Origin of the sequence: Lentzea fradiae, from assembly GCF_900100955.1 — a bacterium.
In the GTDB taxonomy this organism is placed as follows: domain Bacteria; phylum Actinomycetota; class Actinomycetes; order Mycobacteriales; family Pseudonocardiaceae; genus Lentzea; species Lentzea fradiae.
The window spans coordinates 20,442-43,573 of sequence record NZ_FNCC01000026.1; the positions used below are offsets into that span (position 1 = coordinate 20,442).

At 67.5% G+C, this 23,132-nt stretch carries 21 protein-coding genes; 8 read left to right on the forward strand and 13 right to left on the reverse strand.

Going from position 1 to position 23,132, the window contains the following annotated elements; genetic code table 11:
- Window positions 1–116: 116 nt before the first annotated feature.
- A complete protein-coding gene (locus BLT23_RS38250; RefSeq protein ID WP_176947142.1) occupies window positions 117–578 on the reverse strand; it encodes an NUDIX domain-containing protein in 462 nt (153 codons plus the stop codon).
- Window positions 579–614: 36 nt separating this feature from the next.
- Window positions 615–1,310: an NUDIX hydrolase gene (locus BLT23_RS41960; protein ID WP_245744575.1), complete on the reverse strand. Its 696-nt coding sequence runs from the start codon at window positions 1,308–1,310 to the stop codon at window positions 615–617.
- Between the two features lie 129 nt (window positions 1,311–1,439).
- Here BLT23_RS41960 and BLT23_RS38260 point away from each other — a divergent pair, with 129 nt between their 5' ends.
- Window positions 1,440–3,368, forward strand: a complete 1,929-nt coding sequence (locus BLT23_RS38260) for a 5'-methylthioadenosine/S-adenosylhomocysteine nucleosidase family protein (protein ID WP_245744576.1) — start codon at window positions 1,440–1,442, stop codon at window positions 3,366–3,368.
- Between the two features lie 63 nt (window positions 3,369–3,431).
- Here BLT23_RS38260 and BLT23_RS38265 read toward each other — a convergent pair whose 3' ends face one another.
- The 7 genes from BLT23_RS38265 to BLT23_RS38295 all read right to left on the reverse strand — a co-directional run bounded on the left by BLT23_RS38265 (window position 3,432) and on the right by BLT23_RS38295 (window position 11,628).
- Window positions 3,432–4,577: an OmpA family protein gene (locus BLT23_RS38265; RefSeq protein WP_143036195.1), complete on the reverse strand. Its 1,146-nt coding sequence runs from the start codon at window positions 4,575–4,577 to the stop codon at window positions 3,432–3,434.
- A gap of 70 nt (window positions 4,578–4,647) precedes the next feature.
- On the reverse strand, window positions 4,648–5,457 hold the full coding sequence (locus tag BLT23_RS38270; protein WP_090059994.1) for a hypothetical protein: 810 nt from the start codon (window positions 5,455–5,457) through the stop codon (window positions 4,648–4,650).
- 11 nt (window positions 5,458–5,468) lie between these two features.
- Window positions 5,469–6,212, reverse strand: coding sequence for a hypothetical protein (locus tag BLT23_RS38275; protein ID WP_090059996.1), 744 nt, complete (start codon window positions 6,210–6,212; stop codon window positions 5,469–5,471).
- On the reverse strand, window positions 6,209–6,997 hold the full coding sequence (locus tag BLT23_RS38280) for a hypothetical protein (RefSeq protein WP_143036196.1): 789 nt from the start codon (window positions 6,995–6,997) through the stop codon (window positions 6,209–6,211). Before BLT23_RS38280 ends, BLT23_RS38275 begins: the two co-directional genes overlap by 4 nt.
- 20 nt (window positions 6,998–7,017) lie before the next feature.
- Window positions 7,018–7,845 (reverse strand): vWA domain-containing protein, encoded by an 828-nt coding sequence (locus BLT23_RS38285; protein ID WP_143036197.1) that lies wholly within the window; start codon window positions 7,843–7,845, stop codon window positions 7,018–7,020.
- A 123-nt stretch (window positions 7,846–7,968) separates the two neighbouring features.
- Window positions 7,969–8,136: a hypothetical protein gene (locus tag BLT23_RS41205; protein WP_176947144.1), complete on the reverse strand. Its 168-nt coding sequence runs from the start codon at window positions 8,134–8,136 to the stop codon at window positions 7,969–7,971.
- Window positions 8,137–8,595: 459 nt separating this feature from the next.
- Window positions 8,596–11,628, reverse strand: a complete 3,033-nt coding sequence (locus BLT23_RS38295) for an AfsR/SARP family transcriptional regulator (RefSeq protein ID WP_176947145.1) — start codon at window positions 11,626–11,628, stop codon at window positions 8,596–8,598.
- Between the two features lie 422 nt (window positions 11,629–12,050).
- Here BLT23_RS38295 and BLT23_RS38300 point away from each other — a divergent pair, with 422 nt between their 5' ends.
- Entirely contained in the window at window positions 12,051–12,593 is a 543-nt protein-coding gene (locus BLT23_RS38300; protein ID WP_090060010.1) for a hypothetical protein, read from the forward strand.
- Between the two features lie 709 nt (window positions 12,594–13,302).
- Here BLT23_RS38300 and BLT23_RS38305 read toward each other — a convergent pair.
- The 3 genes from BLT23_RS38305 to kstR all read right to left on the reverse strand — a co-directional run bounded on the left by BLT23_RS38305 (window position 13,303) and on the right by kstR (window position 15,792).
- A complete protein-coding gene (locus tag BLT23_RS38305; protein ID WP_143036198.1) occupies window positions 13,303–13,704 on the reverse strand; it encodes a hypothetical protein in 402 nt (133 codons plus the stop codon).
- 73 nt (window positions 13,705–13,777) lie between these two features.
- Window positions 13,778–15,181: a hypothetical protein gene (locus tag BLT23_RS38310; RefSeq protein ID WP_090060016.1), complete on the reverse strand. Its 1,404-nt coding sequence runs from the start codon at window positions 15,179–15,181 to the stop codon at window positions 13,778–13,780.
- Window positions 15,182–15,216: 35 nt separating this feature from the next.
- The gene (kstR, locus tag BLT23_RS38315) at window positions 15,217–15,792 is read right to left on the reverse strand and encodes a cholesterol catabolism transcriptional regulator KstR (RefSeq protein ID WP_245744578.1); all 576 of its coding nucleotides are present in this window, start codon (window positions 15,790–15,792) and stop codon (window positions 15,217–15,219) included.
- Window positions 15,793–15,951: 159 nt separating this feature from the next.
- On the opposite strand from kstR, the gene BLT23_RS38320 reads away from it, so the two are divergent.
- From BLT23_RS38320 to BLT23_RS38345, 6 genes are read left to right on the forward strand one after another with little or no spacing between them, the layout of a single operon-like run.
- Window positions 15,952–17,844: an acyl-CoA dehydrogenase family protein gene (locus BLT23_RS38320; protein WP_245744577.1), complete on the forward strand. Its 1,893-nt coding sequence runs from the start codon at window positions 15,952–15,954 to the stop codon at window positions 17,842–17,844.
- Entirely contained in the window at window positions 17,845–18,807 is a 963-nt protein-coding gene (locus BLT23_RS38325; RefSeq protein WP_090060019.1) for an acyl-CoA dehydrogenase family protein, read from the forward strand.
- On the forward strand, window positions 18,797–19,924 hold the full coding sequence (locus BLT23_RS38330) for an acyl-CoA dehydrogenase family protein (RefSeq protein WP_090060022.1): 1,128 nt from the start codon (window positions 18,797–18,799) through the stop codon (window positions 19,922–19,924). Before BLT23_RS38325 ends, BLT23_RS38330 begins: the two co-directional genes overlap by 11 nt.
- A complete protein-coding gene (locus tag BLT23_RS38335) occupies window positions 19,921–20,808 on the forward strand; it encodes a bifunctional MaoC family dehydratase N-terminal/OB-fold nucleic acid binding domain-containing protein (RefSeq protein ID WP_090060025.1) in 888 nt (295 codons plus the stop codon). The genes BLT23_RS38330 and BLT23_RS38335 overlap by 4 nt, the downstream gene beginning before the upstream one ends.
- Complete coding sequence (locus BLT23_RS38340) at window positions 20,795–21,178, forward strand: MaoC family dehydratase (RefSeq protein WP_090060027.1); 384 nt, start codon at window positions 20,795–20,797, stop codon at window positions 21,176–21,178. Before BLT23_RS38335 ends, BLT23_RS38340 begins: the two co-directional genes overlap by 14 nt.
- Entirely contained in the window at window positions 21,175–22,317 is a 1,143-nt protein-coding gene (locus BLT23_RS38345; RefSeq protein WP_090060030.1) for a lipid-transfer protein, read from the forward strand. The genes BLT23_RS38340 and BLT23_RS38345 overlap by 4 nt, the downstream gene beginning before the upstream one ends.
- Here BLT23_RS38345 and BLT23_RS38350 read toward each other — a convergent pair.
- Entirely contained in the window at window positions 22,297–23,130 is an 834-nt protein-coding gene (locus BLT23_RS38350) for a MaoC/PaaZ C-terminal domain-containing protein (protein WP_090060032.1), read from the reverse strand. The two genes, BLT23_RS38345 and BLT23_RS38350, sit on opposite strands and share 21 nt — an antisense overlap.
- Between the last annotated feature and the right edge of the window lie 2 nt (window positions 23,131–23,132).

Consider the following 23,132-nt stretch of genomic DNA (forward strand, 5'->3'; position numbering starts at 1 on the left):
GATAGCCGGGAGGGATCTCCGGTCTAAATGCTTCTGTTCGTCCTGTGTCATGTGCTTGTCGAATAGATCTCGTGCTCCTGCTGGGCAAACTCGTACTACGCCTCGGGTTGAGGTCTTCAACCTCGATTTTTATCTTCTTTCAGAAGAGCGTCGCGGATGATGGTTTTGTGGTCAAAAGCTATCGTGGTCGCGTCCGAAAGGACTGTCTGCACGGATACCCAACTGGCGTCAGCAGCGTCGCTTCCGGCGTTCGGGATCAGCGGTTCAGGCAAGTTCCCCATATATGATGAGCTGACGACACGTCCGCGGGGATCCCTGCCTGGGTCATCGTAGATGCCGAGTAGTGTCAAGGACGCCGGCTCGACGTTGATTCCAGTCTCCTCGCGCAGTTCGCGCGCCGCCGCGTCATGTGACTGCTCTCCTGGGGCGACGTGACCTCCTGGCAGGGCAAGTACACCGAGGTAAGGCTCTTTGCCGCGTCGCACGGTCAGCACGCTCAGATGGCCCTCGATCACGGCGAAGAGCACGACGTCTGCGGTGAACACTGTTGGCTCGGCGCTCGGCTCCGATGTCGTCACGTGGATGACGATACCTTTTGGTGAATCTGACGGCAATCAGGTGCGAAGCGAGCTGGGCATCAGGATCGGGCGTGATAGAACTTCTGCCTTGCCTGAGCGGTACAGTGCGGCGGGCCGTCCGTTCGTCGATTCTTCGTTGTCGGTCCGCTCCACAAAGTTCGGCGTTTCCCTGACCTTGCGGTGGAAATTCGGCGCGTCCAGCTTCACGTCCCACACGGTCTCGTACACCTCCCGCAGTTCTTTGATCGTGAACTCGGATCGGCAGAAAGCAGTGGCGATGGTGGTGTACTGCAATTTGTCCCGCGCCTTGGCGAGTGCGTCGGAGACGATCTGCCGATGGTCGAAGGCGAGATTGAAGTCGTTGATGACCTGCCGAACAGAAAGCCATCCGGCGAACTCAGCGTCGGAGTCCCCGCGAGCATCTGCCAGGTCGGGGGCGATCGCCAGGAAGGACGTGGTGATGATTGGTCCTCTTGGATCACGTCCTGGTTTCGAATAGGTATGGACTTGCTCGAGCGGGAGGCTCTTCGCTGGAACGGACGTCTCTTCGACGAGTTCCCTCTCCGCAGCGTCTTCGAGTGACTCGCCAGGGCGCACGAAACCACCAGGAAGGGCGAACCATCCCTTGAACGGTTCCTTCTTGCGGGTGACAGTCAGTACGCACAGTTCGGGGTCATCGCCCGGTGGAGGGGTTCCTGGAGCACGGTCGGGCGTGCGGATGGTGAACACCACCAGGTCGGCTGTGCAGCGGAACGGCTGATGTGGACGCGAAGTGGACACGTCGCATTTTAGCTTGTGGTTGCTTTGGCGAAAAAGTAGACTGCGCCGATCAGTTCCCGCACCCGCGGAGGAGTGATCTTGTTGAGCAACTCCGCAGGCGACGTCCCGACCTTGCGGGACTGCCTGCGGGCCGCGAAAGCCGTTTCTGCGAGCCCGAATTCCAAGCGGGTGATGGCGACTGTGCGCCCGCGTGCTGTTGGAGGGGTGGTCCGTGACCGCTCGCCTCTTGCGCTGATCCTCTACGTGGCCGCGCTTGACCGTCGCCTGGTCTGGCAGGGGATCGACGGCTTCGCCCTCCTCGAACCGCCCCCGGTGCGGCCGGGACGGACCAGGTGGTGGGGCGCTCGTCATTGGCTGTTGAACCTGGCGGATCGGCATTGGCCGGCGACGATGATGCTCGCTCCGAGTCTGCTGGCCTTTGTCGTCGCCCTGGCGATGACCCCCTTTCCTGCTTTACGCCTGACCGCGGTCTTGATCGCCGCCGCACCGCTGCTGTGGATCACCTTCTTGATGACGGGCGGTCTGGTGCGTCAGGTGTTCGTTCGCGACTCGTCGCACAGCGACGCGGTCGCCCTACGGCTCTTGTCCGGCGAGAACTGGACGATGAGCCTGTTCCACCAAGACAACCACCAACGTGACGACGAGTTGTTCGATCGTGTTCGCGCACGGCTCCTCGAGTTGATCAGCCGCGACGTGAGGAGTTTCGGAGACGAGTCGGGGCTCACCTTCCAGGAGGCCCACATCACGGGCAGGCTCGTCTGCCTGCACGACGGAGTGACGTCTGACAGGGCCCGTTCGCGGCTGGCGGAACGTCATCCGGACACGACTTGGATCGAGGGAGCGAGGTTTTCCGTGTCCGACTTCCCCACGCGGCGAGGCGACGCTGAGAAGGGGCCTCTCCGGCTGCTGAGCTTCGGGCGGTTCTACGTGCTGTGCGTCGGAGCGGTGGTTCTGATACTGGCGTTGATGCTGTATTGGGGCGAGTTGAGCGCGTGTGCACAGCGAACCTGCGCCGCCCCCGTGGACTCCTACGGGGACGCTGTCATCTGGATGGCGTACCGGCTGGTGTACCAAGAGCCTCCAGGGCTGACCGCCGTCAGCGCGAACGCCACCGCGTGGGGATGGATGATGGGCCTGCTCCTGCCCATGACGGCCGCGGTTGTTCTAGTCGCGTCTGTTCGCAAGGCGGGTCAGCTTCGCAGGGTCGCCGTTCGGTACAACGGGGGATCGGCCAAGGCTCGCCTCTTGGTGGTAGCTGTGACCGAGGTCGAGTGCTCCGCGATCATCGACGTCTTCGAGGCATACACGAATCGCACCGCGGAGGTCGATTACGAGCTTTCGGTCCCGGTGTTCAGGTTGGGCCCGGTCAGCGACGTAGAGGTGTTCCTGGTGCAGGCGGGCGACGCGGGTTCTGTCGACGTCGCTGCGGTCCCCAGGGTGGCCGGAGACGCGATCAGGGATTTGAAACCGTCCTGTGCTGTGATCACTGGGATCTGTTACGGGCTGAAGCCGAAGGAACAGGACTTCCGGCAGATCCTGGTGTCCTCGCGCATTCGCGACTTGGACCACGCCAAGATGCTCCAGAGCGGTGACATGATCGTCAGCCAGGACCGGGGAGAGGTCGTGTCGCCGTCTCCTCGTCTGCTTCAAGCGGCGAAGACGGCGAAGAGGCAGTGGGAGCGGGAGAACAACGTTCCCGTCCACTTCGGGCAGATGTTGTCATGGAACAAACTGGTCAACGCCGAGCTTGTGGTGTCGGACCTGCGAGAGCGGTATCCGGACGCCATCGGGGGGGACATGGAGGGGACCGGGTTCTACGCCGCTGTCCGGTGGGCTGGGATCGAGGGGATCCTGATCAAGGCCATCTCGGACTTCGGGCAGGAAAAGGACGACAGCCACCAGCGCCCGGCAGCGGTGAACGCCGCTCGATACGTCCTTCACCTGGTGAAGGTCGGCGCCTTGACGAACGTGGGTGGACGGCGCGACGCGGGTCCCACCGGCAGAGGATGACGAAGGCCCGGCGCCGGATGCGGGATCCCAGACGCCGGGCCACCATGTCGAGCAGTCGCTTCGTCAGCACTTCAGCGCGACGACGAACCGCCGGTTCAGCGCGTCGGACACGGGGTCCGGCGCAGCCGTCTTGGAAGGGAACGGTCCCCAGCCTTCTCCGGCGGTGCGGACCCTGTTCTGCTCGACTCCGCTTTCACGCAAGACGCGGCGGACCTGTTCCGCGCGTGCCAGTGAAAGCCCGTTCGGGTCATCGTCCCCGTAGTGGGCGACCGACCCCGTCACCGTGGCGGTGGTGCCGGGGTTCCCCACGAGCCAGTCCGCCACCTTCTTCAACGCGGCACGTGCCGCGTTCTCGTCGCGAAAGGCCGTCTCTCCCTCGACAAAGCCGGTGTCACCCTTGTCCTGGTAAGGCAGCGTCACATCGCATCCGAGTGAGACCCCCTCGGACGAAGGGACCGGTACCTGACTGACCATCGGCAGCTCGGTTCCCGAGGCGGTGGTGTTCGGTGCCATCACGGTTACCACTTCGCGCGCCCCCGACTTTTCGGCGATGCGCTGCCACAGTTCGATGAGGCGTCCTCGCTGGCCTTCGTCCAGAGCAGCCTGCGGTGGCGCGGTGTACCCGATGTTGGCCAAGATCACTTTGCGGCCGGAGAGATCTGGTAATGCTCTCATGCGGACGAGTTCGGAGACGATCCGGTCCGGGTCGCCGTCGAGAAGGCCGTCCGAGCGGAAGTCGAGCGGCAACGCGGTCTGCAGGCCCGAGTCGATCAACGCGACCGTCCCGTCAGGGCCCGCGGCGGCGCCAGCCTTTCCGAGCGCGGCGAGGGTGTTCGCCTCAGGTTCGATCGCACGCAGCTCTCGCACGTCATGGCGCACGGTTTCCCTGAACCTCTCCCGGGCGTAGGTCTTGGCTTGCTCCGTTCCCTTGGGGGGCTTGTAGAAGCGCACACAACCGATGGTCGGCACACCATCGGCGCGAACCAGCGTCACTCCCAGGTCGGACCTCCCGGACTCCACGTCGGACAGAAGCTTCGAGAGCTCTTCCTCGAGCTCGGTCGGCCAAGACGGCCGAGGACTGTTGGACCGGTCGCTCGCCGCGATGGCCAGTCCGCGTGGTGGGTTCTCGGTCGGACATGCCTGCGGCTCCTCCGACGAGCAGGCTGCGGGGACAATCCCGACTGCGCCGAGCAGGACGGAAACGAGCACGATGCGAAGGTCCGGGCGGCGCTGAGTTCTTGTCACGTTCGCCTCTCTCGATGTTGGGGAACTCACTGGCTTACGGGCGGTGGGGCATGGGGGACGGCGACCGGTCGGGCTCCGTCATCCCGTCGGTCGCCGACGGGTTCTGCAGATGAGCAGCGATCAGCACTGCGGAGTAACGCTTCAGCTTGCTCGCCCAAGCCGTCCGCAAATCCTTTGCAGACTTGTAATTCTGGTCTTCCCTCTTGAGACTCGCGGTGTGGACTTTCAACACGCCCACCGCTCGCTCGTAGCGGTGTTGCGTACGGGCCAGGCTCTTGAGGGCGCGTTGGTTCGCCCGGAACGCGGTGCGGTAGCGAGTGCGGTAGGGGTTACGGGTGAGGAACTCGCCCACTGCGGCCACAGCGCCGGAGACGAGGTACAAGCCGCCGAACATGACTGCTCCGGCGATCATGGTCTGGTCCTGCGAGAGCCCGGTCCCGCTGCCCCCGGATGTGGCCGACTCGGCGACGAGCATCCGGACCACGAAGACGACAACGCCGAGCAGGAGCCACGGCACCAGCACCACGAGGATCCACCGCCCGGTTCGCGGACCATACCCGGCGATCGTGTCCCTGGCGAACCGTCCGACGAAGTGCGCCAGCGTGAGGGAGCCCGCGGTAAAGCCGGCGACCAGCATCCCGATGATCAATTCGGAGGAGTCCTGCATGACGATCGAGGCAATGGCATAGAAGACCGCGACATCGGCCGCTGCGGTGATCAGAAGAGCCAGAAGGTGCAGCATCTCACCCATCGACCGGCCGGCGACTTCCGCAGGGTGTGCGTAGCCGTTTCTGGCGAGGTCCTGTGGAGACGCGGTTTTCACGACTTCGACGTCGTCGTCCATGCTCGATGCTCCTACCGGTTGCCGTGGTTGTGGTTCGTAGCTGGCGATGTGGTGGTGTTCTCACCCGCCAACGGAAACATCCTGCGGACGGTCGCAGCGTCACCGTCGCCCACGACAGTCCTGTCCTGAGGGGCGCCATCGCGGGCTGCGGTGGGATCGCTCTCGATTCTCTTGCCGCCACGGGGTGCTCCCGGATCGTCGCCCTCGACGATGGAGCTCGTTGCCCAGCCGGGAACTGGACCGAAATCCTCGTTCTCCACCTGACCGAGGGTCGAACCGACCTTCCGCTGGTCGAAGCGGATGGGTGCGGAGTCCTCGAGCTGCTTCGTCTCCTTGCCCGTCAGATCACGGAACGCCGCGTCCAACGCCTCGCGGGTGTGCAGGCAGCGAGTGAGCTTGCTGTCGTACAGAGGCTTGATTCGCGCCACCTCCGTGCGGGCCAGCCCGATGAGGATCTCGGCAACCGCCTGGCGTTCATCGCGTTCGCCGTCGAGTCGTGCGACCGCGACATCGAGCCAGTCGTTGATCAAGTTGAAGAGGACCTCTCGCGAGCCGGCGTCCAAGCCCCCTGGCTGGAGCCGAGACATCAAGTCGTCCACTTCCTGCCGGCCCCGCTCCAGTTCCTCATCGGACATGTCGTAGGGCGGAGGCATCAACAGGCCGAGGTCGCCATCGAGGTTGCGCAGGTCCGCTTCTGCCCGCTTCTTCGATCGGGCCGAACGGGCTTGGCGTATCTTGTTGAACAGATTGATCATCGCCGTTCTCCCTCTGCCACCGGTGACTCGTGACTCGCCACGGCCTGCTCCAGCTCGCGCGGTGTCGTCCACGCACACCACCGGGGCTTGTCCTCCCAGTCGGGGCGGACGAGCAGACCGATCTGCTCACCCTGGGGGTGCATGCGGACCAGGTGGGCCAGGTACACGGCGGACCGCCGCCGCACGTACGCCTCGACGATCTCCGCCTGGGTGCGGACGTACTCGAACTTGACCTTGATCGTCTCTTCGAGCTTCGCGATTTCGGTGTCGATCGAGTCCAAGGCAGTGCGGTGCTTGCTCACCTCAGCTTCGAGCGACTTGCGCCGTTCACCGTGCTCGCGCATGCGCCTGGCGATCCGGATCTCATCGGAAGTTCGCTCCTCGCCACTTACCCTGGCTTCGAGTTGCTGCTGGGTCGGCATGCTGAGGTTTTCGACGGTGTGCTGTGCCAGTTCGAGTCGGTCACGCGCGATCTTCTGCCGTGCCCGCGCCTGCGTGAGTTCGATCCGGACCGGGCCCACCTCGTCCTGGTAGCGCAGCAAGGACTTCTCGGTCCAGCCTCGGCCGAGTTGGCCGAGGAACGCGGTACGAGGGGTCGACCAGGTCCGCTCTCCGGGCGCGGAGTCCACATCGCCGCCCTTGAGCAGCACTTCGGGCAGCGGCGCTCGCGCGTCCTTGCGCGCGCACCAGCGATCCGAGAGCCGAGCGAAGAACCCATAAGGGATCGCCTTGTCGTGTCTCCGGGTCCAGTGCTCGATCCGGTCGCGTTTCGTCTTCTTGCTCATGTTCTCTTTCGTCTCCTGGTTCACTTCGCCTGGACCAAGGTCTGACCCGTCAGCGAGCCGGCGATCTCCCCGAAGATCACGTCCAATGGTTTGGCGTCCGCGATGATCGACGCCGCCAGCCCCATCACGCCGTCGCCGCTGAAGTGCTCGACCACGATTGCGTCGAGCGCGCCACCGGTGAGGCCGCTCGGCCTGCCCCAGCCCGTCTCCACGGGGACCACGGCGTACACGCGTGTGTAGCCGCCCCTGCGCAGAGATTCCGCCAGCGCGTCCGGTGCGTCGGCCACGACGCCGTCCGTGATGATCACCAAGGCGCGGGTCGAACACTGGTGTTCAGCAGGCGTGTCCGACCTCGCCGAGACGAGAGCGTCGACAGCAGGCGCCAAAAGCGTGTTGTCGTAGTCGATTCCATCCGGGACGCCGGGTGGGGAAGTGAGACCGGACAGCGCGGTCGGTGGCAGGGCTGTCCGGGCAGATCCCGCGAAGAAAGATTCCGAGAACAGGTCGTCGTCACCCAGTTCGCGCGTCGCGAAGTCGAACAACGCCTGCTCGGCGGCCATTCGCTGCGGGGTGAACGCCGCCATGGAGCCGGACACGTCGACCGCTTCGTCGAGACACACAGGACCCGTTGTCAGCCTCGGGCCTGCCAGCATCGAGTTCTCCAGGCTGCTGGGCTTCTCCGACTCCTCGAGAGCCAAGGTGAGCAGGAGGAGGAACAGGCTGCTGACGAGGAACCGCAAGGCACGTCGCAGCCATGCCGGAGCTTTTCTCCTGCGCGGAACGGAAATTACCTGGCGGCCCACGGCGGAGCGCTCGATGAGTGATCGCCGGATGCTCGACGTCTTCATCACACGGCACCTCCCTGTCCGGCTTGTGGCGGTGGGTGGCGGCGGGGACCAGGCCCCGCCGCCCTTGGAAGTCGACGGCATTCCGCCGTCAGCACCAGCATCCGCTGGGCTTCTACCGAACTTTTACCGGCAGGACATGGTGACGCTGTCCCAGTTGGTCCCGTTGGTGCAGATGACCTCCGCAGAGGCCGTTTCCGCGGCCGACGTGGTCGTGATCAGCGCGGCTGTGATGGTCACGAGGACCATCACGAGGCGGTGACGGAGGGAGGAGGAGAGCGTGTTGGGGCGCATGGCGAAGTCCTTTCGGGAGGATTTCGAAGTCGAAACAGGAGTGCGCCGTCCACCGCTCGGCCGAGGCGGTGTATCAGGGGGCCAGTCCTTGTCGGGCGCCGGAATGCGTCTCGAGACCCGTCAGCTCGATCAGGGCCGACGGGACAACAAGTGCTCGTCGTGGCGACCGCGGTCGCGGCGTCGAGAAGCTTGTTGTCATAACGACAATAACCGGCTCCGCCGCTTGTTGTCAACACGACAATATGTCGGGTCGCGCTGAGCTTCCGGGCAGCGATCACATGCTTCGGCCCGCGTTCGTCGAGGACGATCTTGGAAGGAGAAGGCCGCAAGGCTCGCTGGCAGCCGCGCACCAGGCCGCCTCATTGTGGACGCCGTCCGCGATGACCGTGTTCAGAGTTCGCCGACACCGCAGACCCGGTGTTCGTTCGAGAAGGAGCGCCTGACGTCCTCTGCCGACGGTCAGCCGGTGATCCTGTCCTCCGCGGGCAGGTCCGCCTCCGCGTACAGCGCGTCGATCCGCGCACTGATCCGGCGGACTGCATCCTCGTCTTGGTCGAGAGCGCGCGCCATCGCGTTCAGGGCTGCCGCCTGCAGATGCGTCGCGCGGCATTCAGCGAAGCGGGCTGCGGCGAGTTCCAGTTCGGCGATCTGGCGCTTGGGCACTCCCTGCTCGGCGAACAGTTCGGCGGTGGACAGGCACACTCGACCCTCGAGGATCCCGTCAGCCTCACTGCGGGCGATCCCTGCCGCTTCCTCGAGCAGGGTCTGCGACCGTTTGGTGTCGCCTTCGCGCAGCGCCACGACGCCGAGCCCGTGCAGGGCATAACCGCGGGCGAGGCCGGTGGTGTCCCCGTCCTCCGCGAGCATCGAGTTGAACGCTGCCCGGGCTTCGGCGACGGAACCGAGGGTCAGGTGGGCTTGTCCCGTCCAGTAGCGCGTCTGTGCGATCAAACGCGACTTCCCGATGATCAGCGCGATGTCTTCGGCTTCGAGCAGCACGCCCAGTGCCTTCGCGTACTCGGCGCGGTCGAGGTGGGTCTGCCCGAGGTAGCGCAGCGACTGCCAGCGGCCGACGGTGTCGCCGCTGGCTTCGTAGTGTTCGAGCGCTTCGCTGAACGCGGCTGACGCCTCGGTGAGACGTCCATGGCGGCGCAACGCGTTCGCCAATGTCCGAAGGGCGATCGCTTGACCGTGGCGATCCCCGCATTCCGTCAGCAGATGTACCGCGCGCCGCAGTTCCGCGACGTCCGACACTCCGTCCGCGCGACGGCTGGCCACCAAAGCGGGCTGTCCAAGGCAGGCGAGGACAGCGCCTTCGCCGCGTGAGTCACCGGCAATCCGGCATGCGCGCAACGCCGTGACGTGCGTGGTGTACCAATCATCGAAGTAGGAGCGAACGGTGTAGAACTCGTGTGCGGAGACGGCGAGGTCCCAGCATAGATCGCTGAGGCCGAGCTCGGCACAGTGCTGCACCGCCGCGCGGATGTTCATCCGCTCCTTCTCGAACCAGTCGAGTGGCGCTTGGTCGATCTCGGACAGGACCTGGGACGGTGCCTCCCACGCCGTGACCGCGCTGTGCACGACCTCGAAGTCACCGTCGTACAGAGACATGTGCGCTCGCCGCACGAGTGTGAGCAGCGCGGCGTAGACGGCGATCAGCTGCGCGCGGCGCGCGTTCTCATTCGGGTGTTCGACCATGCCACGCTCGAACGCGTAGCTTCGCGTGAGGTCGTGGAACCGGTAACGCACCTCGACTTCCATCACGTCGACCATGGCGCTGGCCGCCAGGCGGGACAACGCGGCGCCCGGGTCGGCGCCGAGGTGGTCCTGCAGCGCCGCGGCCGTCCAGTGGCCGAAGGTGGGCAGCGGAAGCAGGCCGAGACCGAAGAAGAGGCGACGGGAGTCCTCGTCCAACTGGTTGACCCCTGCGCCGATGGTGCGCGCGAGGTTCAGCTCGCCGTAGGCGAACGCGTCGGGTCCCTGTTCGGACAGCCTACGGACGAGCTCCGAGGTGGGGCGCGGGTGGTCGTGCACGCGCAGCGCCGCTGCGATGCGCAAAGCGAGCGGCAACCCCCCGCACAGAGACACCACTTGATCGACAGCGGTCGTCTCGTTCCGCAAGGTGATGCCTGCGCTCCGCACGATCGTGAGGAACAGTTCGGTCGCCTGAGCGGGGCTCAACGGACTGAGCGGAGCGACGTGGTGCGCACCAGGCACGTCGGGCAGCCGTCGCCGCGAAGTGACCAGGACACCGCAGCCAGAGCCGGCTGGAATCAGATCACGGATCTGGGCGCCGCTGTGGGCGTCGTCGAGCACGAGGAGGACGCGGCGGTCGGACAGCAGCGTGCGGAACGTGGAGATGCGTTCCGCCGTGCTCTCCGGTACGGCTATCACCTCAAAGGCACGCAGGAACTGGGCGACGATCTCGCCGGTGTCCATCGGCCTGCCGCGCGCGTCGCTGAGTCGCGCGAAGAGTTGCCCGTGGGGATATCGGGAGGCGAGCAGGTGCGCCGTTCGCAGGGCGAATGAACTCTTCCCGATGCCTCCCTGCCCGGTGATCACCACGACCGGTGCGGAGTTCGCCTGCTCCCGCCCGAGCAGCCAGGTCACTTCGGCGACGAGGTCTTCTCGTCCGACGAAGTCCACCGAGTCGGGTGGCAGTTGCCGGGGGACCGCCGTCACGCCGGTTTTCGCGTCGCGCTTCTCCACGCCGGCGCGGTGGGCGATCGCGGTCTCGACCGATGCGATCGCCTCGTCGTCCTCCCGGACGATCGCGTAGTGAAGATCACGCAGCGCTGGCGTGGGCGCCGCTCCCATTTCCTCGCCGAGCATGGCGACGTGCCGCTCGTAGGCGACGGTCGCCTCCCGGAGGTGACCGCTGCGATAGAGGACGACCAGCAGTTGCTCGTGCAGCTTGGTGCTCATCGGGTACTGCTCAGTCAGCATGCTGGCCTCGCTCACGAGGTGTTCGTACCGGCCGCGGGCTATCTCGAGGTCGAACAATCGGATCGCGGCACGTTGGCGGCGCAGTTCGAGTTGCTCCAGGTGCCCCCGGAACTCCTGGGTGCGCACGTTCGGCATCGAATGTGGTCCTCGCCACATCCCCAGTGCGGCCCACAGCGAAGAGACCTCGTCATCAGTGCGCTGCTCGCTGCGTGCTGATGCCGCTTGGCGAACGAAGCGCTCGAACGTCAGCAGATCGAGATCCTCTTCGGCGACCTGGATCTCGTATCCGAACCGGTGATGGGTGACGAGGTCTCCCTTGCGGCCGATCTTGTCGAGGAATTCGCGGATCGTCCCGATGTGCTTGGGCAACTGGTCTTCTTTGACGTCCGACCTTCCCCACACGCATCGCATCAAGTCCGCTTTCGTCATGCGGCGGTTCGCGTTCAGCAACAGGACCGCGAACAAGGTCAGCGCGTGTCCGCGCGGAAGCTCGAGACTCCGGTTCTCGTGGCGGATTTCGAACTCGCCCAGAATCGCATAGGCCATCAGACGTGCCCCGGCTCGAGCGTCGCCACGCGATGACGAGGCAGCGGGGACGCCACGTCGGTTGCCGGGACACATGGCGTGGCATCGGGAGCGAGGCGGTAGCTCATCGGTAGATCTCCGTGGATGAATGCTGGCAGGGGGCTCAAGAGCGAGGAAGGCTGTGATTGGTGGTGACCAAGTTCGAGCGATCTGCATCGGCCATCGGTGACTTCATCCGATTAGTTACAAAGTGCGTCCTTTCGGGTGTCGTCGCTGGTCTTGTCTCCCTGACTGGAATCAGGGGTGTCTACCGGGCTTATTCCCAGCTCGTGACCTGTATTCCCGGTCGAGGGGAACTTCAGGGCGGTCGAACGTTGCCGCGAACACTCCGTGTCCGCGCGGTCGTGCCGCCGAATCTGTTGGGCCAACGATGTCACGGAAGTATGCAGGCGATTGCGGAAAGTGAACACCGTCCGCTTCGTTCCATCGGGGCGAGCGCCTGCGACGTGACAGCCAGCACCAGCGCGTTGCTGGCCGAGCTCTTCGAGTTCCAGAGCGTCCGCATCTTCATCGGCACCCGACCGCTGGGAACGGACCTGCCGCGCGTGTCGCACGCCGTAAGTTCGGGACAAGGACTCGTGCTCGTGGAGTCCGTGCTCTGGCCGCCTGGTGACTACGAGGTGGAGTTCGACGGCCGCGTCTACTGCGACGGGGTCTACACGGGGCAGACGGTGGCTCATCTAGCCACCGCGACACGCCTGTGGCGGCAGATACTGCCCAGAGGACATCAAGTCAGGGCGCTGGTCATCGTGTATTCCGAAGGCGGAGGGAGGATGACGTTGCCGGCCGGAGGGCGCGGCGATGTCGCCTGGGTGCGTCCGGAAGGCGCCGTGCCAGCTATCTGCCGCCTCGGGATGGAAGGAAAACGGGATGTGAACAGGCGTGCGCTTGCGACGCTGATCGCGGCCACGTCGGTCCAGGGATGATGCCCGCTCTGCCTGGAACGGGGTAGGCCAGCAAGTTTGTCCCTGTGCACGAAGACTTCTCGTGAGCGGGCAACCATCGACGAGTCCACCGCGCAAACGTGGATTCACCGTCATATTGACACTGTTGGGGGCGTGACCCGCCTCGTCGAGGCCAAATTCCACCGCCTGATGCCGCACCCGCGCATCGATGACCAACGGGCGCAGGGCACTGGAGAATCCACCGGACCGTGTGCTGATGCTCCTGCTCGACGAGGACTTCGGCGTGACCGAGGTAGCGATGACATGACACGGGTTCACCGACGTGGACTAATGAGGTGTTTTCGCGGCGGAACGCGAGACATGCTCAGGTTCCCGAAACGTCAGCCAACCAGATCTCGATCATATGGAGGGCTCTGGAACTACTACTGCGAAGGGCTCGTCGCAATCAGGCGATCATGCTCTGGCAGGTGGCAGTATTGCGTTTGGAAACATGGCGGCGCAGGTGGCTGTGTTCTACGCACTCGACCGCTGGGGCGGCGTCGTCTGCCAAAGATCGCTCGCGCTGACGCGGGCCAGGGTGCTCGCCAGTGATCGCACGAGCGTCCGCCTAAGTGCGTGGAACGTTTCGAGTTCAACCTCGTGGCGGCACGCCGGTGCTGCCGCACGTGTCAGGACATTGGATCAATGGCGTGTACTTGTTTCCCAAGGACGTTCACGGTCTGCTCTGACGTCAGCTGCTGGTGACCGTCTCACAGCGGACCTCCCGGCCGGGCAGCCCGGTCTTCCGCGCCAGGTCCTTGATGCCGTCCAGCAGGATGCGGCACGACAGCACCTGGTCACCCTTGGGCGTGGCGGTGACGGACGCCTTCTCGCCCGCGTTGACGACGGCGTCGTACGTCCACGGTGCCGGTGCGGAGACCGAGTGGGTCTGCGACGGTTCCTTGCGGAAACGGTCGGCGGACTCGGTGTAGGTGACGTCCACTGCGGTCTGGGCGGGCTCCGAAGACACCTCGTACGTGACGGCCCACGCCTTGCCGGTCAACGCGTTCCAGCCGCCGTAGTGGTTGACCAGGGCGACGGTCCCGCCGGCCAGCAGGATCAGCACGGCGAGGACCACGAGCGTCGTCTTCATGGGCACCGACCGTAGAGGTGGACGCGTGCACGGGCATCGTTCGGTGGTCGGAACCGGAGGTCGTCCCCGGGGACTACTCGCCGCGCGCGAGGTACTTCTTGATGCAGTGGACGACGCCTTGGCGGCTGGCGAAGGCGTTGAAGTCGGCCAGGCGGTGCACGGTGAAGCCCAGGCCGGTCCACAGGCGGTCCATCTCGTCGTCGATCACGGCGAGGTCGGCGTTCTCGCCGTGGCCGAACGTGGGCAGGTAGACGTTCTGCCCGGCTTCGGCGCTGTTCTCGACGAGGCAGTTGTTCCAGGTGATGTGGTGCCACGGCCGCACGTTCACCGTCGACTCCGCTTGGGCGCCCGCCGCGGCGAGCTCCGCGACGACGTCGCGCAGTTCGGCGCCGTCCGGGGTTTCGGAGAACGCTCGGAGGCTCGCGAACGTGAGCCGCTGGGAGATGTGCGGCCGGTGTGCCAGCGGGTTGCGCACGACCTCGAACCCGCGGGCCTCGAACCCGGCCGCGATCTCGTCGTAGGCGTTCTGCAGCGCGAACGGCGAGGTGGTGCCGAGCAGGTCGTCGGCGAGCTTCGGGCTGCCGACCAGGACGCGGAACCGGCCGTCGGCGCGGCCGGTCAGGGTCACGAACATGTCGATGTGGAAGATCGGCTGGACGTCGCCGACGCCTCCGCCCGGGAGGTCCAGGTAGTACTCGCCGTCCGCCACCGTCGCGTAGTAGCTCTTGAGGCCGAGCGGCCGTCGTGTTCCGACCAGGACCAGCTCGCGGTCGCTGTCGACGTGGCGGCGGAACAGCTCGCGCACGAAGTCCGCGGCGGTCTGTCCGGGTGGGACCGACACGGGCAGCTCGCCGCTGCCGACGAGGTCCAGCGTGTCCAGGAAGTAGTCGGTGCCGAGCAGCCAGAAGTCGTCGCCGATCAGGCAGTTGCCGCCCTGGAACACGAGCGGTGCCTGGGTCGCGCGGACCGGGCCGTGCTCCTCGACGGCGTCGGCGATCAGCGAGTCGCCGGAGCGCGGGAACGACCACGGCTCCAGCAGGTACGTGCCCTCCTCGCCCTGGTCGACGAGCGCGAGGTAGCCGTCCTCCGCCCAGTCGGTGAAGTCGATGTAGTCGGGCATCGGCACGAACCGGGCGCTGTGTCCCGCCTCGGTGAACCACGCCTCGACGGTCTGGCGGTCGCTTTCGTGGTGCACGACGACGAACTCGGTGCCCTGCCGCAGCGCGCCGATCACCGAGCGGTAGCCCGCGGCCAGTTCGGGCGCGTGCACGCCGTACGAAGGGAACGCGAGCAGCAGCTGGTCGATCGACCCCGACCAGGACGAGACCAGGCTGGGGCGGGCGATGCCGGGCGTGACGCGCAGCTGGTTCAGCGTGCCGAGGCGGGACGGTCCCGGGGAGGGGAACCGGTCGCGGTCGGTGCGCCGGTGACCGGGTGCGTCAGGAACGAGGAAGCGGAAGGCCGCGTCGCCGTACATGCCTCGATCATGGCACCGAACGACCCCGGCCGCCGCTACTTCAGCAGGAGCCGCACCGTCAGTTCGAGCCGGTTCGCCACGTCCGTCGCCGTCGCGCGCCGCGTCACCCACGCGACCAGGTTGGACAGCCACACGTCGCTGATCACGCGGGCGATGGCCTTCTGCTCGTCGGTCGGCGGCTCGGTGCTCATGGCCTTGGTGAAGATGCTCTCCATCAGCCACGACACCCGGTCGATCTCGGCGCCGGCGGACGCGTCGGCGAAGGTGAACGCGCGCGTCATCGCCTCGGTGAGGTGCGGGTTGCGCTGCAGGCCGCGCGTGATGCGGCCGAGCACGAACAGCACGCGCTCGTACGGGCTCTCGCCGGGGATCGCGAGGCGGTCCATCTTCTCCTGGGCGCGCTCCAGCTCCACCGCGAGGCTCGACACCAGGAGGTGGACCTTCGAGGGGAAGTAGCGGTACAACGTGCCCAGCGCCACGTCGGCCCGGTCCGCCACGGCGCGCATCTGGACGGCGTCGAACCCGCCCTTCGACGCCAGCGCGATCGTCGCGTCGACGATCCGCTTGCGCCGTTCGCGCTGGGCGGCGGAGCTCAGCTCCTCGCCCGCCATCAACGGGTCCGTGCGCGACTTCGAAGGTGACACGGAGATGATCCTCCTGGAACGTGTTGCAGCTGCCCCCGCATAGTACTCGATCGGTTTCCCGGGCATGATCTGTTGCTCGAAATAGAACACGTTCTATAAACTTCCTCACGTACTGGAGGAGGCAGCGTGCCGATCGCCACGACGGGGGAACAACGAGCGTTGCGCGACAGCGTCGACGCGGCCGGGGGCGGGTGGGCGGATCTCGTCCGCGTCGGGTTCTTCGAGGTGACGCGGGAGGGCGGTACGGTCGCCGACCTCGCGGTGATGCTGGAACGGGCGGCCGAGCACCTGGTGCCGGGGCCCCTGCTGCCCACGGCCCTGGTGTCGGTGCTGGTCCCCGGTTTCGAGGGCGTGGCTGGATTCGGGTTCTCGCCGCGGCACGTGGTGGGCGCCGCCGAGGCCACGCACGTTCTCGTTGACGCGGACGGGTGGACGTTCGCGCGGGTCGAGGAGATGACCGAGCTCGAAGCCGTCGACCTGTCGCGGTCGCTCGGGTCTGTCCGCGTCGGGCAGGGCGAAGCGGTAGAGGACCCCACGGACCTGGCGATCACGCTGATGGCGGCCGAGGCCAGCGGGGTGGCGGCGTGGTGCCTGAACACCGCCGTCGAGCACGCGAAGCAGCGCAAGCAGTTCGGGCGGGCCATCGGGTCGTTCCAGGCGGTCAAGCACCTGTGCGTGGAGATGCTGTGCCGGGCCGAACAGGCCAGTTCGGTCGCGTGGGACGCGGCGCGGTCGGTGGGCGAGGACGAGCACCCGCTGGCCGCCGCGGTCGCCGGTGCCGTGGCGTTCGACGCTGCCGTGCGCAACGCCAAGGACTGCATCCAGGTGCTCGGCGGCATCGGGTTCACCTGGGAGCACGACGCGCACCGCTACCTGCGGCGGGCCTGGGCGTTGCAGCAGCTCGCGGGCGGTGTCGAGCGGTGGCGCCGAAGGGTCGCGGAACTGGCGCTCGGCGGCGCGCGCCGGACGCTCGGCCTGCGGGTCGAGTCCGATCCGGACGTCGCGGAGGTCGTGGCCGAGATCGCCGGTCTCGACCCGGCCGCGCGACGGGAACGGCTGGCGGACACCGGTCTGCTGGTGCCGCACTGGCCGCCGCCGTACGGGAGGGGCGCGGACCCGAAGCGCCAGCTCGTGATCGACAGCGAGTTCGCGCGGGCCGGGGTGCGCAGGCCCGACCTGGTCATCGGCGGCTGGGCCGGGCCGACGATCCTCCGGCACGGGACGCCCGAGCAGCGGGAACGGTTCGTGCGGCCGACGGTGCGCGGCGAGCTGACGTGGTGCCAGCTGTTCAGCGAGCCGGAGGCGGGATCGGACCTGGCGTCGTTGCGCACGAAGGCCGTCCGCGCCGACGGCGGCTGGCGGCTCACCGGGCAGAAGGTGTGGACGTCGCTCGCGCACCAGGCCGACTGGGCGATCTGCCTGGCCCGCACCGACTCCGCTGTGCCCAAGCACAAGGGCATCACGTACTTCCTCGTCGACATGCGCTCGCCAGGCGTCGAGGTGCGGCCGTTGCGGGAGATCACCGGTGACGCGCGGTTCAACGAGGTCTTCCTCGACGACGTGTTCGTGCCGGACGACTGCGTGGTCGGCGAGGTGAACGACGGCTGGCGGCTTGCCCGCACGACGCTCGCCAACGAACGCGTGGCGATGGGCTCGGCGCTCGGCGAGCCGCTGGAACGTGTTCTCACCTCGTCCGTCGAGCCGGACCGGATGGGACGGCTGGGCGCGTTGGTCGCGCAAGGACTGGCCGTGTCCGTGCTGGACCTGCGGGCGGGCCTGCGGGTGCTGGACGGGCAGGAGCCCGGCGCGGAGTCGAGCGTGCGCAAGCTCGTGGGCGTGCGGCAGCGGCAGGACGTGGCGGAGTTCGCCGCCGAGGTCCTCGGCCCGGACGGCGCCGCGGACAGCGAGCAGATGCACGAGTTCCTGCTGTCGCGCTGCCTGAGCATCGCGGGCGGGACCACGCAGGTGCTGATGAACCTGGCCGGCGAACGGATTCTCGGTCTACCGAGGGAGCCCTAGATGGACTTCGAGCTCGACGAGACCCAGCGGGACGTCGCCGCGCTGGCGGCCGAGGTGCTCGGGAGGGAGGGCGACGAGCCCTGGAAGGCGCTGGGGGAGGCGGGCCTGCTGGCCCTGGCCGTTCCGCGACGGCTCGGTGGCGACGGGCTCGGCCTGCCGGAGACGGCCGTGCTGCTCACCGAGGCCGGGCGGCGGGCGGTGGACGTGCCCGCGCTGGCGACGCTCGCCCTGGGCGTGCTGCCGATCGTCCGGCACGGCACGCGAGAGCAGCAGGACGAGGTGCTGCCGCTGGTCACCGAGCAGCACGCCGTGCTGACGGCGGCGCTGAGCGAGCCGTCGCACCCGTTGCCGGTCAGGCCGGGGACGACGGCGGGACCGGACGGCATCACCGGCGTGAAGATCAACGTGCCGTACGCGGCCGAGGCGGTGCGCATCCTCGTGAGCACCGATGTCGGCGTCTACCTCGTGGACCCGGCCCAGCCCGGCGTGTCCACAGAGGACGGGACCGTGCGGTTCGAGGGCGCACAAGGCGAACGGCTGGACGGCGCGGCCGACGACCTCCGCCGGTTCGCCCTGGCGGGAGCGTGCGCGCAAGCGGACGGCGTCCTGGCCGGGGCGCTCGACCTCACGGTCCGGCACGTCGGCACGCGCCACCAGTTCGGCAAGCCGCTCGCCACCTTCCAGGTCGCCGCCGCGCTGGTCGCGGACGTCTACATCGCCGCCCGCACCTTGCACCTGGCCGCGGTGACGGCCTGCTGGAACCTCGACGACGACGACCTCGCCACGGCGGCGTACTGGCTCGCGGCGGAAGCGCTGCCCGCCGTGCACACGTGTCACCACCTGCACGGCGGCCTCGGCCTCGACATCACCTACCCGATGCACCGCTACTACGGCATGGCCAAGGAGCTGACGAGGTTCGTCGGCGGAGTGGAGCACCGCTTGGGGGCCATCGATGTTCATTGACCTCACCACCGAACAACGCCGGTTGCGCGACGAGCTGCGCGAGTACTTCGCGACCGTCATGTCCGACGCCGAACGCGACGCGATGCTCACCGAGCGGCACGGCCGGACATACCGCGAGCTGGTCAAACGGCTCGGCAGGGACGGACGGCTCGGCGTCGGCTGGCCGAAGGAGTACGGCGGGCTCGGGTTCGGGCCGGTCGAGCAGCAGATCTTCGTCAACGAGGCCGCACGGGCGGACGTGCCGTTGCCGTACGTGACGCTGCAGACCGTCGGGCCCACGCTTCAGGCGTACGGAACGCAGGAGCAGAAGGACTTCTTCCTGCCGAAAATCCTCAGCGGCGACCTGCACTTCGCCATCGGTTACACCGAACCGGAGGCGGGCACCGACCTGGCCTCGTTGCGCACCAAGGCGGTCCGGGACGGTGACCACTACGTCGTCAATGGCCAGAAGATCTTCACGACCGGTGGCCACGACGCGGACCACGTGTGGCTGGCCTGCCGCACGGGCGCCCCGGACTCACGGCACAAGGGCATCTCGATCCTCATCGCCGACACGGGGGACCCCGGCTACTCGTGGACGCCGATCATCACCTGCGACGGCGCGCACCACGTCAACGCCACGTACTACAACGACGTCCGCGTGCCGGTGTCACGGCTGGTCGGCGAGGAGAACAAGGGCTGGCGGCTGATCACCACCCAGCTCAACCACGAGCGCGTCATGCTCGGCCCGGCCGGGCGGATCGACGCGCTGGTGCGGCGGGTCCACCGGTGGGCGTCGGAACGCGGGCTCCTCGGTGAACCGGACGTGCGCAGGGCGCTGGCCGAGGCACGGGCGGTCGTCCGGGTGAACGAGCTGCTCAACTGGCAGGTCGCGAGCGGGGAGGTGCAGGTCGCGGACGCCAGCGCCACCAAGGTGTTCGCCGCCGACCGCACCCAGCGCGTCGGCAGGCTGCTGGAAGAGCTGGTCGGACGGCACGGCGGCGACGCGGAACTGGCGCGGTGGCTGGACGTCCAGGCACGGCGCAACCTCGTGCTGACGTTCGGCGGAGGAGTGCAGGAGATCCAGCGCGAGCTGATCGCGAACATCGGGCTCGGCCTGCCGCGGGTGGTGCGATGACCGACATCGAGAAGGAAGCGGCCCGCATCGCCGAACAGGGCGAGAGCGCTCCCCGGCTGGCGCGTGACCCGGTGAACCTGCCGATGATCAACAACTGGCTGGAGGCCATCGGCGACAAGCATCCCGGCTACACCGAGGTCGCGCCTCCCGCGATGGTGCAGGTGTGGACGATGCCGGGGCTGCACGGCCGACGCGCGCCCGACGACCCGCTCGGGCAGATGATGGCCATCCTCGACGAGGCCGGGTACACCTCCGTCGTCGCCACCAACAGCGACCAGACCTACCACCGCTATCTCAAGGTCGGCGAGCACCTCTCCATGGCCACCAGCCTGGAGGACGTGACGGGACCGAAGCGGACGGGACTGGGCGAGGGCTGGTTCGTCACGACCAGGAGCACCTGGTACGTCGGCGACGAACCGGTGGCGGAGATGCGGTTCCGCGTCCTGAAGTACCGGCCCGCCCAGAAGCCCGAGCCCGTCGCGGAGACACCCGAGGCACAACCCATCCGGCCGTCGGTCAACCGCGACACCGAGTACTTCTGGGAGGGCTGCCGTCAGAACGAGCTGCGCATCCAGCGGTGCGGCGGCTGCGGGCTGCTCCGGCACCCGCCCGGACCGATGTGCCCGGAATGCGGTGCCACCAAACCGAAGTACCTCGTCTCGGACGGGCTCGGCGTGGTCTACAGCTACGTCGTGCACCACCACCCGGCCGTGCCGGGCAAGCGGACGCCGTTCGTCATCGCCCTGGTCGAGCTGGACGAGGGTGTGCGGATGCTGGGCGAGCTGGACGGCGAACCGGCCATCGGGCAACGGGTCGAGGTCGTGTTCACGAAGGTCGACGACGAGCTGACGATGCCGAGCTGGAGGCCCCGTGCGGATCGGTGACCCCCTTCCCGAGTGGCACGTCGAGGCCACGCCCACGTTCGTGATCAGCACCGCCCTCGCCACGCGCGACTTCCAGGACGTCCACCACGACCGCGACCTCGCGGTCCGGCGCGGTTCGAAGGACATCTTCATCAACATCCTCACCACGACCGGGCTCGTGCAGCGGTACGTGACGGACTGGGCGGGTCCGGAGGCGCTGGTGCGGCAGATCAACGTGAGGCTCGGCGCCCCTTGCTTCGCCTACGACACCTTGAAGTTCTTCGGCCAGGTCGTCGAACGCCAGGAGCAGGACCTGACCATCGAGGTCGTCGGCAGGACGGCGCACGGCGACCACGTCACCGGAACCGTCCGGATCGAGGTGCCCGCGTGAACGCCGCGATCGCCGGGATCGGCGCCACCGACTTCTCCAAGAACTCGGGCCGCAGCGAGTTGCAGCTGGCCGCCGAGGCCGCCCGGGCCGCATTGACGGATGCGGGCCTCGAACCGTCCGATGTGGACGGCCTGGTCACGTTCACGATGGACACCAACGCCGAGGTCGCGGTGGCGCGTGAGCTGGGCATCCCGGAGCTGACGTTCTTCAGCCGCGTCCACTACGGCGGCGGGGCGGCGTGCGCGACCGTGCAGCAGGCGGCGATGGCCGTCGAGACGGGGATGGCCGAGGTCGTGGTGTGCTACCGGGCGTTCAACGAACGGTCCGGGCACCGGTTCGGCCAGGTGCAGACCGCGGCGGCGGCGAACATCGACAACAGCTGGTCCTACCCGATGGGGCTGGGAACCCCGGCCGCGATGGTCGCGATGTTCGCCCGCCGGTACATGCACGAGTACGGCGCCACCAGCGAGGACTTCGGCCGGGTCGCGGTCGTCGACCGCAAGCATGCCGCCACGAACCCGGACGCGTGGTTCCACGGCAGGCCGATCACCCTGGACGACCACCAGGCGTCGCGCTGGATCGCCGAGCCGTTGCGGCTGCTCGACTGCTGCCAGGAGAGCGACGGCGCAGTGGCGCTGGTCGTCACGTCCGCCGAACGGGCCCGCGACCTGCCGAACAAACCCGCGGTCATCAGCGCGGCGGCCCAGGGCAGTGGCCGCGACCAGTTCACCATGACGAGCTACTACCGCGACGACCTGACCGGCCTGCCCGAGATGGGGGTGGTGGCACGGGGTCTGTGGCGGAGGTCCGGCATTGGTCCGTCCGATGTGGACGTGGCGGTGCTCTACGACCACTTCACGCCGTTCGTCCTGGTGCAGCTGGAAGAACTCGGGTTCTGCGGCAAGGGAGAGGCCAAGGACTTCGTCGCCTCCGGCGCGTTGGAGCTCGACGGCGCGCTCCCGCTCAACCCGCACGGTGGCCAGCTCGGTGAGGCTTACCTGCACGGCATGAACGGCATCGCCGAGGCCGTGCGGCAGGTGCGCGGCACCGCGGTGAACCAGGTCGCGGACGTCGAGCACGTCCTGGTCACCGCCGGTACCGGGGTTCCGACCAGCGGACTAGTCCTCGGTCAGGGATAGCACCGCGTCGGCGAGGACGGGACGGTCTCCGGCCGAGGTCAGCACGACCAACCGGCGACCGTCCCTCCACACCCGAGTGGTCAGGGTCTCGCCGGGGAACACCACGCCGGCGAACTTCGCGCCGAACGACGCCACCTGCTCCGGCCCGTCGAGCACCGTCTCGACCACGGCCCGGCACACCACCCCGTACGTGCACAGGCCGTGCAGGATCGGCGCGTCGAACCCGGCGCGCCGCGCGAACTCCGGGTCGGCGTGCAGCGGGTTGCGGTCGCCGCACAACCGGTACAGGTATGCCTGCTGGGGCAGCGTCGGTGTGTCGATGACGAAGTCCGGCTCGCGGCCGGGCACGTCGACCTTGCCGGACGGCCCGCGCTCGCCGCCGAACCCGCCCTCGCCGCGGGCGAAGATGCTGGACCGCGTGGTGAACAACGCGGTGCCGTCCGGAGCCACGGCCGTGGCCTCCTGCACGATGACCGCGGCCTTGCCCTTGTCCCACACGTCCGAGATGCGGGTGCGCAGCACGGCTTTGCCCTCGGCGGGCAGCGGCGAGTGCACGGCGATCTCCTGCGTGCCGTGCAGCACCCGCGCCAGGTCGATGTCGACTCCGGGGAACGCCACGGCGGGCGGTGCGGTCTCGTGGAACCGCGGCGCGACGACGCCGAACGTCGGCAGGACCCGCAAGCCCTCCTCGTAGACGTACCGGAGCTCGGTGGCGCCCAGGGCCAGGTGGTAGAGCAGGACGTCCGAGTGCGTCCAGGTGAACTCGACCTCGGGCAGCTCCGCCCCGATCGCGACGGACGGGTCGATCGGCATCC

Bases quoted from the DNA above. Each gene is read 5' to 3' on its own strand.
- BLT23_RS38270 (WP_090059994.1), bottom strand. From the start codon at position 5,457: ATGGACGACGACGTCGAAGTCGTGAAAACCGCGTCTCCACAGGACCTC.
- BLT23_RS38275 (WP_090059996.1), bottom strand. From the start codon at position 6,212: ATGATCAATCTGTTCAACAAGATACGCCAAGCCCGTTCGGCCCGATCG.
- BLT23_RS38280 (WP_143036196.1), bottom strand. From the start codon at position 6,997: ATGAGCAAGAAGACGAAACGCGACCGGATCGAGCACTGGACCCGGAGA.
- BLT23_RS38285 (WP_143036197.1), bottom strand. From the start codon at position 7,845: ATGAAGACGTCGAGCATCCGGCGATCACTCATCGAGCGCTCCGCCGTG.
- BLT23_RS41205 (WP_176947144.1), bottom strand. From the start codon at position 8,136: ATGCGCCCCAACACGCTCTCCTCCTCCCTCCGTCACCGCCTCGTGATG.
- BLT23_RS38295 (WP_176947145.1), bottom strand. From the start codon at position 11,628: ATGGCCTATGCGATTCTGGGCGAGTTCGAAATCCGCCACGAGAACCGG.
- BLT23_RS38300 (WP_090060010.1), top strand. From the start codon at position 12,051: ATGCAGGCGATTGCGGAAAGTGAACACCGTCCGCTTCGTTCCATCGGG.
- BLT23_RS38305 (WP_143036198.1), bottom strand. From the start codon at position 13,704: ATGAAGACGACGCTCGTGGTCCTCGCCGTGCTGATCCTGCTGGCCGGC.
- BLT23_RS38310 (WP_090060016.1), bottom strand. From the start codon at position 15,181: ATGTACGGCGACGCGGCCTTCCGCTTCCTCGTTCCTGACGCACCCGGT.
- kstR (WP_245744578.1), bottom strand. From the start codon at position 15,792: ATGGCGGGCGAGGAGCTGAGCTCCGCCGCCCAGCGCGAACGGCGCAAG.
- BLT23_RS38325 (WP_090060019.1), top strand. From the start codon at position 17,845: ATGGACTTCGAGCTCGACGAGACCCAGCGGGACGTCGCCGCGCTGGCG.
- BLT23_RS38330 (WP_090060022.1), top strand. From the start codon at position 18,797: ATGTTCATTGACCTCACCACCGAACAACGCCGGTTGCGCGACGAGCTG.
- BLT23_RS38335 (WP_090060025.1), top strand. From the start codon at position 19,921: ATGACCGACATCGAGAAGGAAGCGGCCCGCATCGCCGAACAGGGCGAG.
- BLT23_RS38350 (WP_090060032.1), bottom strand. From the start codon at position 23,130: ATGCCGATCGACCCGTCCGTCGCGATCGGGGCGGAGCTGCCCGAGGTC.